The organism is Rhodothermales bacterium (genome assembly GCA_040221055.1).
GTDB lineage: Bacteria > Bacteroidota > Rhodothermia > Rhodothermales > UBA10348 > 1-14-0-65-60-17.
The window spans coordinates 57875-70773 of the sequence record JAVJVN010000009.1 but is presented as its reverse complement, the minus strand read 5'-3'; the positions used below and the strand labels follow the sequence as shown (position 1 = coordinate 70773).

The 12899-nt window shown below is 58.8% G+C and carries 9 protein-coding genes; 8 read left to right on the top strand and 1 reads right to left on the bottom strand.

Features of this window, described 5'->3' with window-relative positions; translation table 11 throughout:
• Positions 1–125: 125 nt before the first annotated feature.
• The 8 genes from RIE53_02970 (at position 126) to RIE53_02935 (ending at position 9972) form a co-directional block, all read left to right on the top strand.
• Entirely contained in the window at positions 126–764 is a 639-nt protein-coding gene (locus tag RIE53_02970; protein ID MEQ9103640.1) for an ABC transporter ATP-binding protein, read from the top strand.
• Between the two features lies 1 nt (position 765).
• Positions 766–3285, top strand: coding sequence for an FtsX-like permease family protein (locus RIE53_02965; GenBank protein MEQ9103639.1), 2520 nt, complete (start codon positions 766–768; stop codon positions 3283–3285).
• Complete coding sequence (locus RIE53_02960; protein MEQ9103638.1) at positions 3275–3982, top strand: YggS family pyridoxal phosphate-dependent enzyme; 708 nt, start codon at positions 3275–3277, stop codon at positions 3980–3982. Before RIE53_02965 ends, RIE53_02960 begins: the two co-directional genes overlap by 11 nt.
• Before the next feature lie 28 nt (positions 3983–4010).
• Positions 4011–4802 carry a DivIVA domain-containing protein gene (locus RIE53_02955; GenBank protein ID MEQ9103637.1) on the top strand — a complete coding sequence of 264 codons (792 nt, stop codon included), beginning with the start codon at positions 4011–4013 and terminating at the stop codon, positions 4800–4802.
• The gene (locus tag RIE53_02950) at positions 4786–5631 is read left to right on the top strand and encodes a purine-nucleoside phosphorylase (GenBank protein ID MEQ9103636.1); all 846 of its coding nucleotides are present in this window, start codon (positions 4786–4788) and stop codon (positions 5629–5631) included. The genes RIE53_02955 and RIE53_02950 overlap by 17 nt, the downstream gene beginning before the upstream one ends.
• 87 nt (positions 5632–5718) lie before the next feature.
• A complete protein-coding gene (gene ileS / locus RIE53_02945) occupies positions 5719–8913 on the top strand; it encodes an isoleucine--tRNA ligase (GenBank protein MEQ9103635.1) in 3195 nt (1064 codons plus the stop codon).
• A gap of 12 nt (positions 8914–8925) precedes the next feature.
• A complete protein-coding gene (locus RIE53_02940) occupies positions 8926–9318 on the top strand; it encodes a TraR/DksA C4-type zinc finger protein (protein MEQ9103634.1) in 393 nt (130 codons plus the stop codon).
• Positions 9319–9333: 15 nt separating this feature from the next.
• Positions 9334–9972 carry a signal peptidase II gene (locus RIE53_02935; protein MEQ9103633.1) on the top strand — a complete coding sequence of 213 codons (639 nt, stop codon included), beginning with the start codon at positions 9334–9336 and terminating at the stop codon, positions 9970–9972.
• Here the strand turns inward: RIE53_02935 and RIE53_02930 are convergent.
• Positions 9916–12780, bottom strand: coding sequence for a carboxypeptidase-like regulatory domain-containing protein (locus RIE53_02930; protein ID MEQ9103632.1), 2865 nt, complete (start codon positions 12778–12780; stop codon positions 9916–9918). The two genes, RIE53_02935 and RIE53_02930, sit on opposite strands and share 57 nt — an antisense overlap.
• Positions 12781–12899 lie beyond the last annotated feature (119 nt).

Sequence of the window (12899 nt, the reverse complement as noted above, 5' to 3'; positions counted from 1 at the left end):
CACGCAGGGAGGGACAGAACCCCGAGTACCAGTGTGAGGTATAGGACAGCCTTTCTCATTGAATATCTGGGCAGATGGCGTTTGTACTTGAGGTCAGGGACCTGACCAAAACGTTCCGGAGTGGAATGAAGTCATTGACTGTACTCGATTCAGTCTCCTTTGATCTCACTGCCGGAGACACATGTGCCATCGTTGGTCCATCAGGCAGCGGCAAGACAACCCTTTTGGGCCTTGCGGCCGGATTGGACGCGCCGACGCGTGGAACGGTCCGGTTGTGCGGAAATCCGCTCGTCGAGATGGGTGAGGACGAACGGGCCCGCGTCCGGAATGAACACGTCGGCTTCGTCTTCCAGTCCTTCCGACTGTTGCCTACGCTGTCCGCCTTGGAGAACGTGATGGTACCCGCCGAACTCCGCGGGCGCCGCCATGTCCGAGACGAGGCTGCCGCATTGCTGTCGAGTGTCGGATTGGGGGATCGCCTGGATCATTATCCTGCCCAATTGTCGGGAGGGGAGCAGCAGCGTGTTGCCTTGGCGCGGGCATTCATCAATCGGCCGGATATCCTGTTCGCGGATGAACCCACGGGAAATCTGGATGCCGAGACGGGAGAGCAGGTGGAAAATCTATTGTTTTCACTGAACGAAACCGCCGGTACGACACTCATCCTCGTTACGCACGATGCCGAGCTGGCATCCCGGACCGGTCGGGTCATCCGTCTCAAGGGGGGTAAAGTCATCGAAGACACCGCCCTGGTGGGGGCCTGACATGGGTTGGATCCGATCGTTCGCGTGGCGGGATTCCCGTGGTAGCAGAAAGCGGATGCTTCTGTTCGTATCGTCCATGGTCCTGGGCGTTGCCGCGTTGGTATCCATCAACTCGTTCGGTGACAACCTCAAGACGTCCATCGACAATGAAGCCCGCACATTACTCGGCGCCGACCTGAGTTTCGAGAGCTCGACGCCGTTTCCGGACCCTATTGAAGCCCTGATCGATTCGATCGGCGGGACACAGAGCCGCCGGACATCGTTCGCATCCATGGCGCTGTTTACCCGGTCATCGGAAGCGCGTCTGGCGACCGTTCGTGCTCATGAACCGGGGTACCCGTTTTATGGCTCCGTGGTCACCGACCCGCCAGAAGCGGCAGACAGCTATCTCGACGCGGGAGGAGCGCTGGTCGATGGAACGCTCATGAGTCAATTCAACGTGGCGGTTGGCGACTCGGTACGCATCGGTACCGTCTCCTATCCAGTCATGGGGAAATTACTGGAGACGCCACGGGAGTCCGGTGCCGCCATGCTCTTCAGTCCTCGGATATACATTCCGCTGGCCAAGGTGGATACGACGCTGCTGGTTGCCGGTAGCCAGGTGGATTACGAGGTCTATTTCCGGTTCGATGACGGCAGGGATGCCGATGCGCTCCGGGATTCCTTGGAAACCACCCTGCGGGAGGCCCGAATCGGCTCCGATACCGTCCAGGAGGAGCAACGGAGCTGGGACCGGGGCCTGACCAACCTGTACCGGTTTCTGGGGCTCATCGGCTTCATGGCGCTGCTGTTGGGTAGTCTCGGCGTGGCGAGCTCCGTGCATGTATACATCCGGCAGCGCATAGCCACCGTAGCCGTACTTCGGTGCTTTGGCGCATCTTCCTGGTCCACAGTGGGTGTGTATGTACTACAGTCTTTCGGGATGGGATTGGTCGGTGCGCTGCTGGGCAGCCTGGTCGGGGTTGGTATCCAGACGCTCATTCCTCGAGTACTGACCGACTTCCTTCCGGTCGATGTAGCCTTTTCCATCTCATGGTCCGCTGTCCTGTTGGGCAGTGGCATCGGGATTGGTGTGACCATGCTTTTTTCCATCCTGCCGTTGCTCACCGTACGGTCGGTCTCGCCCATGGATGCGCTCCGCTCGGGCAGCGATGCTGTCGGGAGCGGTGGAAGGGATGGACTCTGGTGGTCAGCCGTGCTGCTCATGGCAGCTGGTTTGACGGCATTCGCCATCATTCAGGCGCCTACCGTGGGAATCGGTCTGGCGTATGCCGCTGTATTGGGCGTGGTCTTCCTCCTGTTGACCGGAACCAGTCATATCCTCATGCGCAGCCTGGTCAGGTACACGCCGGCCCGCCTCCCGTATGTGGTCAGACAAGGGATATCCAACCTTTACCGGCCCAACAATCAAACGCTGATGATGGTGCTGGCGCTCGGCCTGGGTTCGTTCCTGATCGCAACCATGCTGATATCCGAGCGCGTCCTGCTGAGCCAGATCGAAGTCGGCAACCAGGAAGGGCGACCCAACCTGGTCCTGTTTGACATTCAGCCCCCTCAAGTGGCCGGGGTCGCGGCTGAGCTCTCCGGACTGGGTGTGCCGGTCCTGTCCGAGACGCCGGTCATCTCCATGCGGATCCATGCCATCGGGGATCGCACCGTGGATGACATGCGGGCCGATTCGACGTTTGACACATCATGGGCTCATAGAAGGGAGTACAGGTCTACCTACCGGAGTGTCCTTACGGATGCCGAAACGGTAATGGAAGGAACATTCATCGGTACGTTCACCGAGCCGGATGGTCCCGTTCCGGTTTCCGTAGAGGCCGACGTGGCCGCGGAGTTGCAGGTGGGATTGGGAGACCGCGTGGTTTTCAACGTGCAGGGGGTCATGATCGAAACGGTCATCGGCAGCATTCGTGCTGTCGACTGGCGCCGTCTGCAGACCAACTTCTTCTTCGTTTTTCCGGACGGTCCATTGGATTCCGCCCCGGCCTTCCATGTGATCACGGCCAGGACTTCGTCCGAGGAGGAGGCCGCCCGGGCACTCTCGACCCTCGCCCGATCGTACCCGAACGTGTCTTCGATTGACCTGTCCCTCGTGTTGTCCGTATTCGATGCCATTTTCAGCCGCATTTCCTTCGTTATCCGCTTCATGGCCCTGTTTTCCATCCTGACGGGTTTGATCGTGCTGGCAGGAGCTGTGTTCGTGAGCCGGTTCCAGCGGATGGAGGAGAGCGTACTGCTCAAGACGCTCGGCGCGTCCCGTCGGACCGTGCTCCGGATCATGGCCGTCGAGTATGCCGTACTGGGTTTTGTTGCGGCGAGTACGGGGATCATTCTTGCCCTGGGTGCCGGCTGGGCACTGGCGCGCTTCGTGTTCGAGACGCCATTCGTGGTTGCTCCGGTGCCCGTTCTGGTCTTGTTGGGTGGCGTCATCGGTTTGACGCTCTTCATCGGCTTGCTGAACTCCCGCGGCGTGTATGACAAATCAGCCCTGGACGTACTCAGAAATGACACTTGAAGAACGCCTTGAAGCCGTCCGGACCCGCATGGCCCAAGCCGCCCGCCGCTCCGGACGGGACCCCGGCGCCGTAACCTTGATTGCGGTATCGAAGACCTTTCCGGCCCAAGCCGTGCGCGACCTGCATAGCCTTGGACAGACCGATTTTGGGGAAAACAAGGTCCAGGAGTTCCAGGAGAAGTCCCGCGAATTGGCGGATACCTCAATACGATGGCATCTGATAGGCCACTTGCAGCGGAACAAGGCCAAGGATGTCACGGAGGATGTATCTCTTTTCCACGGTCTGGACAGCATCCGACTTGCTCGGGAACTGCAGAAGCGGCTTCTGGCCGCCGAATCCCGACTGGATTGCCTGCTTCAGGTCAACGTTTCAAATGAGGACTCCAAGTTCGGTGTGCCGGTCAGCCAGGTGGCGTCTGTCCTCGACGGCATGACCGGCTTGAACCGGATTCATATCCGGGGCTTCATGACGTTGGCCTCGCCGGCCGACAATCCTGAGGATGTCCGGGGAGAGTTTGCCCTGCTGAAAGACATTTCCACCCGTCCGGACGTGGCCGCGCACCTGGTGGATGCCGCCCATCCCGTGTTGTCCATGGGAATGAGCAACGACTTCGAAGTAGCCATTGAAGAGGGTGCTACACATGTCCGGGTGGGTTCTGCTCTTTTTGGTTCACGGGACCCGTATCTTCCGGGTTGAACCCGAACCCGACTCGACCCGACCCGACATGAAACTTTCTTCGCTGGACATCCGGAAACAGGAGTTTTCGCGCTCATTGCGTGGCTATGACCTGGATGAGGTCGACGCCTTCCTGAATCTGATCTCTACGCAGTGGCAGGAACTGACAGACGAACTTCGCCGGTCTGAGGAAAAGGTCCGTGAGCAGCAGCTGAAGCTGGATCACTATATGAAGGTCGAAGAGGCGCTGGAAGAGGCGCTGAAGACAGCCCGCTCGAGCGCCCGCCAGACCTTGGAGCATGCGGAAAAACGAGCGTCCGATACGCTCAAGGAATCGGAGTCGCGCGCGCAGGCCATCCTCCGGGAGGCGGAATCGGAGCGGCATGCCATTCGTCTGGAAACCACCCGGTTCAAGATGCGACACAAGGAAGTCGTTGCCAAACTGCGGGCCTTCCTGATGTCGGAAATGGAAATGCTGGCCCATCACGATGCAGAGGAGGGGCGTCCCCTTGAGCTGGAAGGCTCCCGGGTCGAATTCCAGCCCGAACCGGATTCACGGCCCGCGCCCGCACCCCTGCGCCATGCAGAGCCGGAGCAAGAAGACGAGCCCGAGCAAGAATCCAGGCGTGAACCGGAACCTGGAATCGAACAGGCATCCCAGCCGGAAGCTGTACACGATGGCGTCGGCATAGAGGATGACGAGGATACGCCATCCTGGAAGATCAACGACGTGTTCACGCCCGAAACCCACGAAGAAGACGCAGACGACGGGGATGAAATCCGGAAAATCCGCCGGATCCTCGACGCGATGGATGACGAGGACGATGCGCGATCTGTTTGATTCGATGCCGGCCTATGTGCAGGCTGTGGAAAAGGCCGCAGAGCTCGTAGTGACCCTTCTCGGGGATGCGCCCGCAACGGCTGTCCTTGTGGGCAGTGGACTCGGAAGCATGGTGGATCGATTCGACGTCCATCATCGCCTGAACAACGCCGATATTCCCGGAGCGAGTATTCCCGGTGTACCATCCCACAAGGGGCAGCTGACATCCGTTTCGGTTGATGGACATCCGGCGTGGATCCTGGATGGACGGATCCACCTGTATGAAGGGGCTTCCCCGCGTCAGGTTGTTTTTCTTGTACGGGTTTTGGCCCGCGCCGGCGTCAAGCGTCTGTTCATAACAAACGCCGCGGGCGGGATGAACCTGTCCTTCGGTCTGGGCGACTTGATGCTGATCACCGACCACATCAACTTCATGGGTGTCAACCCATTGGAAGGTCCCAACCATGATCACTGGGGGCCCCGGTTTCCGGACATGTCCGATCCGTACGCCGCCCGTCTGCGACAGGCATTGACCCGGACCGCCGCGCGGGAGGGAATACCGCTCCACGAGGGCGTGTACGTCGGCATCAAAGGTCCGAATCTGGAGACACGGGCAGAATATCGGATGCTCCGACAACTCGGTGCCGACGTTGTCGGCATGAGCACGGTACCTGAGACCTTGGCCGCCGTACACATGGGCATGGAAGTCGCGGGAGTGAGCGTGGTTACGGATGTTTGCGACCCTGATCATCTGGAGCCGGTTTCCATTGACCAGATCCTGGCGGCGGCCGCAGCGGCCGAGCCGGCACTGGCTCGACTCGTGCGCGCATTCATTCACGGAGAATCCTGACCGATCCCTGTCAACTCCGTTCCGCACGCCGGACTCCGGCTTACGTCCGTTCGTATCTTCTCTTTTCTGTTCGTTCAAGGCATTTCCATGAAATTCACTGAAGTCAAAGATCTCCATCTTCCTGCCATGGAGGAATCCATCCTCGCGTGGTGGAACGAGCATGACATCTTCGAAAAGAGTGTCCAGCAACACCCGGCCGACCGGACGTTCACGTTCTATGAAGGACCTCCCACGGCCAACGGGCGTCCCGGCATCCATCATGTGATGGCGCGTACCATCAAGGACACGTTCTGTCGCTTCCAGACCATGCAGGGACATCGCGTGGAACGGAAGGCCGGATGGGATACCCACGGGCTCCCCGTGGAAATCGAGGTGGAAAAAGCACTTGGACTGGAAGGAAGGCACCAGGTGGAGGAGTACGGAATTGCCGAGTACAACGCCGCCTGCCGGGAGAGCGTCCTGAAATACAAGGACCTCTGGGACACGCTGACGACACGCATGGGCTACTGGGTCGACCTGTCCGATCCGTACATCACGTTCAAGTCCTCGTACATCGAAAGCGTATGGTGGCTGTTGAAGCAGATGTACGAAAAGGACTTCCTGTACAAGGGGTACAAGATCCAGTGGTACAGCCCGGGGTCCGGTACCGTCCTTTCGTCCCATGAGGTGAGCCTGGGCTACAAGGAGGTCCAGGATCCCAGCATCTACACGCGCTTCCGTTCGAGCGAACGGGATGACGTTTACTACCTGGCCTGGACGACCACTCCCTGGACCACCGTATCGAACGTGGCCATTGCCGTGGGCGCAGACATCGATTACGTCCAGATCCGCCTGACCACGGATGATATAGGTACACACGAACTCATCCTGGCCGAAGCCCTCCTGTCAGTAATCAAGGAAGACTACGAAATCGTGGGCCGGATGACCGGACGCGACCTCGTCGGTCGCACCTATGAGCCTCTGTTCGATCATTTCAAGAAGGCGGATGGAGCCGACCGCGCATGGCGGATTGTGCCCGCAGACTATGTGTCCACGGCAGATGGCACGGGACTGGTCCACACCGCCCCGGCTTTCGGTGCCGATGACCACGAGACCGGCAAGGCCATGGATCTGCCGGTATTCAACGCGGTGGAGCCTGACGGCACGTTTTCCACCAATGTGCCCCTGGTCGGCGGCATGTGGTTCAAAGACGCGGACAAGGTGATCAATCGGGATCTGAAAGAGCGGGGCTTGCTGTACCGACAGGAAACGTATCTGCATAATTATCCGCATGACTGGCGCAAGGGCACGCCACTCATGAGCTATCCGGTGGACTCCTGGTTCGTGCGCACGACAGCCATCAAGGACCGATTGATTGCCCTCAACAATCAGATCAATTGGCAACCGAAGGGAATCGGGACCGGACGATTCGGCGACTGGCTCGAAAACAACGTGGATTGGGCCCTTTCCCGGCGTCGCTACTGGGGCACACCGCTGCCCATCTGGCAGTCCGATGCGTCGGGATCGACGTATATCGAAGTCATCGGATCCATTGCTGAATTGCGTGAGCGGTGCGGCAGCGCCTTGCCGGAGCGCGATGAAGACATCGACCTGCATCGGCCATTCGTCGACGGCCTGACGTGGCCCGCACCGGACGGAGGGACCATGCGGCGAGTGGAAGACCTCATCGACGTATGGTTCGATTCCGGAGCCATGCCGTTTGCCCAGTGGCATTACCCCTTTGAGAACAAGGACCGGTTCGAACGCAATTTCCCGGCGGATTTCATAGCTGAGGGGGTGGACCAGACGCGAGGCTGGTTCTACACGTTGCACGCCATCGCTGCGGTCGTCATGGACAGTGTTGCATACCGGAATGTCGTCGTGAACGGTCTCGTCCTCGACGAGAACGGCGAGAAGATGTCAAAATCGAAAGGGAATGCGGTCGATCCGTTCGAAATGATTGACCGTCATGGCATTGATGTCATCCGCTGGTACATGATGAGCAATACCCCTCCCTGGGAAAACCTGAAGTTTTCGGAACGGGGAATCGTGGATACCCAGCGGAAGTTTTTCAATACACTCACGAACGTGTATTCCTTCTTCGCCACCTATGCGAATATTGACGGCTTCACGTACGGTGCACCCATTCCCGTGGAAGACCGGGAAGAAATGGACCGGTGGATTCTGTCCCGGATGGGTTCAACGGCCGCAGAATGTGCATCTGCGCTGGAGGACTACAATCCAACACGGGCGGCGCGCGCCGTCGAGCAACTCGTGGACGATCTGTCCAACTGGTACATCCGTCTGAACAGACGCCGTTTCTGGTCGGCGCGCGCCGCCCATGCAGCCGACAGCGGCTCCAAGGAAGCGGCCTACCAGACCGTAGTGGAATGTTTGATGGGTATTGCGCGTATGATGGCCCCCATCTCCCCGTTCTACGCGGAATGGATGTACCGGCAGGTCAATGACGGTGCCAACATCCACGGGGCGGAATCGGTCCATCTGACGTCCTACCCGACAGCGGCTGAACATGCGGGTGCCATCGATTCCCATCTGGAACATCGGATGTATCTGGCGCGCACGGTATCGTCTGTCGTGCTGGCCCTCCGCAACGGGGCAGGAATCAACGTCAGACAGCCTCTTCCGCGGATCATGGTCGTTACCGGTCCCCGGGTGGAGGAGGACGTCATACAGAGTGTATCGACCATCATCCGCTCGGAGGTCAACGTCAAGCTGGTCGATTGCATCCACGGTAGCAGCCCCGTCGTTTCGCGATCTGCCAAACCTGACTTCAAAAGACTGGGCAAGCGGCTCGGGCCGCTCATGAAGCAGGTCAATGTGGCCATCCGGGCCTTGACCGACAACGATCTTGACTCGTTTCTCGAGACGGGTTCACTGTTGCTGGATATCGATGGCGAGGACGTCCGACTCGACCGGGACGATGTCGAAATCGTAACGGAAGGCGTGGAGGGTTGGCTGGTCGGCCAGGAGAACGGGGTTACGGTGGCACTCGACGTCTCCATTTCGGACGAATTGCTCAAGGAAGGACTGGCCCGTGAAGTCGTGAACAGAATCCAGAATCAGCGCAAGAGCGCCGGATTCGAGGTAACAGACCGTATCCATGCGGCATGGAGTGCGTCCGGAATCCTGGCCCAGGCCATTCGTGAACATGGGCTGACCATCCGGAACGAGACATTGGCTCTGGAGTTGACAGAGGCCGCCGTACCGGCAGGGGAGTCGGTTGCCGATTTTGAAATTGACCGTGAACAAATGCGGATCGGGATTACCCGTGTGCTGCAGTAACCCATCAAGACGATGTCCAAAGAAAAGAAGAACACCACGACACCGTTTTCAGACGAGGAGTTGGACTTTTTCCGCAATCTGATCCTGGAAAAGCGAACCGCAGCCCATGAGGACGTGGACCGCATGCGTAGCCAATTGGCCGATGCCCGTGAACAGGCCGAGAATGACACGGCCTACAGCTTTCATATGGCTGACGCCGGCACCGATGCCATGGAGCGCGAAAAGCTGTATCTGATGATTGCCCGGCAACAGAAGTACATCGGCTACCTGGACCGGGCCCTCGAGCGGATCGAAAACCGCACCTATGGCATCTGCAAGGTGACCGGCAAGCCGATTTCCAGGGAACGACTGGAAGCGGTGCCGCACACGGAGATCTCCATCGAAGCCAAATTGCAGCAGAAATAACCGTCCTGCCATCCCTTGGAGTCGTCCGTTCATACCACACGCAATTGGCGGCTCGGCCTGCCTTTCGGCATCGTACTCTCGATTCTGGTCATCGACCAGATCACCAAGGTGGTCGTGCTCAACACGATGGAACGGGGACAGTCCATTCCTCTGTTGGGTTCGTGGCTCCGGTTCACGTTCACCGAGAATCCCGGAATGGCCTTCGGACTTTCCTTCGGTCCTCCGGCAACCATCACGATCCTGTCCATTGTTGCGACCGGCCTTATTGTGTACTACCTGCTGGCGGTCGCCAGGTATTACACGCCTTATGCCGTCAGCCTGAGTCTCGTTCTCGGTGGTGCACTCGGCAACATCATTGATCGCGTATTCTACGGGAGACTCCTGTACGACAGGCCGCTTTTCCAGGGGCATGTAGTCGACTTCATCCACGTGGATGTCTGGAGGGGCTATGTGTCCGAGGCTGTTCCATTCCTGGGCGGCAATTACATGGCACTGTTCCCCATATGGAACGTAGCTGACATGGCCATCGTGGTCGGTGTTGCCGGTATCCTGATTTTCCAGAAGTCCTTCCACGCGTTCGAAGTGTCCCGAACGTCCTTACCAGGTGACCCTGGCAGCCATGGCGACGACCCGGGGAAGGAGCGGGCGATCTGATCGGTCCAACAGGCCGGTCAACCCATTCACCCCGCCGTTGAAGTAGCGGTCTTCGTCCAATCGGAATTGCCATTCGGCTGCGTTTTCGCGATCCAGTACGTTCATCACGTCCAACCGGAGTTGGAGTGCCCAGTCCTGCTGTTTGAATGTGTACGCGGCACTGATATCCAACTGGTGAAGCGCCGGAAGCACATGGTGGTTCGGGCGTGTGAGGTCATAGTGGACAATCTGCCGTTCCACACGACGGATGGCGTCTTCTGACACACCATTTGCCCGCATGTCGGACACAATGGCATCCAGGTCATTCAGATAGGCACTCAGGAAGTCGTAATAGGATTTCCGGAAACCCCATGCGCGGTCCAAAACCGTTTTCCAGCGAATGGCAACGACCGTGTTGGGCAAGGGCACCAGATCAGCACCCAATTCAAGCCGGATCGGTTCATTCCAGGGAACGGTTACGGCGGCATTTCCGAATTGACCCGCAATGGTTCGCTCGGCCTGACTCAAATCCACTCCGGCATGGACGTTTCCAGGGCCGATCTGTCGCTTTACGCCGAATCCCAATCCTCGGGACGTCCCTTTCGATGCGGCCAGGAATCCGGACTGCTGAAGGTCGGCCGATACGCCAGGGTCTGCGGAGTAATCAATCCCCAGGATGTGGTAATGCCGTTTATAATAGATCTCTCCGGAAAGAGACCAAAGGCCATTGGGCAGCACCAGCACTTCGGCGGCGACGTGGGCCGCCTTGGGCGGCGTAACCGATGCATCGTTCTGCATCCAGAACCGGGTTGAGGAAACGAACGATCGTGGGCTTCGACTGGAAACATCGAATTGGTTCACGAACTGCCGGTACAAGCCGCCCCCAACGAAAAACGAGACTCCTCCGATCGGGGTCCCGGTGAAGTCGAATCGTGTAGAAAGTCGTGGTTCGGCATACAGGGAGCGTCGGGAATGCAACCATGTGAACCGCGTCCCGGCTTCAAGACTGCCATTCTCGCCGATCTGGACGATGTCAGTAATGAACGTGGCCAGGCGCATTCCAGTCGACGCGTGCCGGAGCGGTAGATTCTGGGTGCCGGCCACAATGAAATCCGTGCCGGTCAAGGCCCATTCGATTCCTGTTTCAAGTCGATGTCCGGAATCCGAAAAATAGTCCGCACCAACGACGGCGGACAGTTCGTACACCGAGTTCCCATCATCCGCATTGTCCGTCGCCGTAGCGGAGGCAGCGGGTGAGCGGAAGTCATGATCCAGTCGGTAGAAGCTACCCCGGACCTGCGCATGCGACAGAACGTGTGCACTGCGGACAATGTCGTATCGTGCTTGAAGCATCCCGTTCTGCCATGCATACAGGTCCTTGAATCGCGCGGCCTGCTCCGGAAGAGACAGGGGATCGTCCTGCGTCAGGTCGATGTCTGACAAGGCGTTTCCTATGCTGCTCCGTCCCCAGTACAGCGATGCGCCCAGTGTCCTGAGCGAAGAAAGCCGGATCCGACCGGCCATATGGATATCGGCGAATGCCAAGGTGGGATTTCCCTCGGGTGGCAGATTGGCAAACGGAGTGTTCCGTTCGGCAAATGCCGATAGCAGGAACGTGTCCACAACGTTCCATGAATCCAGCAATCCGGCAAGGGAGGGGGGAGACACCAATTGCCACATGCCCGCTCGTCCAGCGCCCAGCAGCGTCACGTGGCGTCCAGCACGTGTCCGGAAACTGTGCGAGTAGCGGGCATTTGTCGACAGGGGGTCGATCTGCGCGGTGAATTGACTTCCGCCCCGTACACCATCCGGCGCGCTTGGCACACGTAGATCGTGCTCGGCCTCGATAATGCCGGATATCTGGCTGCCCAACGCCGCACCGAAACCTGCCTTGTGTACCGTGATTCGGCCGAGGGCAAATGGACTGAACGGGCCAACGAATGTGGCCACATTCATGGGAATGAACAGCGTTGCTCCATCCAACCTGAACTGATGCTCACCCGCTTCGCCTCCCTGGATATGGATATCGGACGTTGCGTCGTTGACACGGACACCCGGCATGGCCGCAAGGGTCTGCAGAACGGAGGCTGAGCTGCCGGACAAATCCGATGCAATCTTCTCCTGGTTGGCAACAGCCGAGCCCATCATGGATGAAGACGGCGTCGAAGCCAGGCCATCGATGATGATGGGGGCAATGAGGTAGGACTCCGACTCCAGAATGACTTCGGTAGAGGATATGCCACCTGCCGTCACTGATACATCAAGGGTTTCATGTCGGTATCCCATGTGGGAAACGCGCATGCTGTAAATTCCCGGGAGCAATCGCGGAAAAATGAACATGCCTTCGTGGTTGGCGACATCACCCCGGCCGGCATCGGCCAGATAGATGTGGGCGTTCGGAATGGGCTGTTCCGAGTCGGCATCCAGTACTATCCCGCGCAGGTTTCCGTAGACCGGAGGGCCTTGGGAGGCAACTTCCAGGACGTAGAGTCCCGTGGAACGCCGGACGAAGTCGAGACCGGTTCCGGTCAGTACGCAGGCCAGCAACGACTCGAAGGGCGCATCCTCAATGACGCAGAAACTGCGTTTACCGCTTACGAGCAGCGGATCCCATGCCAGGTCGGCCCGGGTCACGTCGACCACGATCTGGAGGGCTTCCTGCAGAGGGACTCCCCTGACAGCGATGGCATGACTGGCGGTCGTATCCTGTGCGGAAACGAGACCACGCCATGGAGCGAGAGCCAGCAAGAAAAACAGACCCAAGAAGACCGACCGGAACGCCATATGCATGCCGGTTGCAGTCAGGCCTATCGATTGACGTGGCGGCATGGGCCGCAGAAGCTTGCGGAAGAAAACGGGAGCGGGAAAACGACGTTGTCCTGGGTCCCATCAATATACATTCCGGCCGGAAACTCTGTGGGCCAAAAAGAAAGGCCTGGTCACGCAGT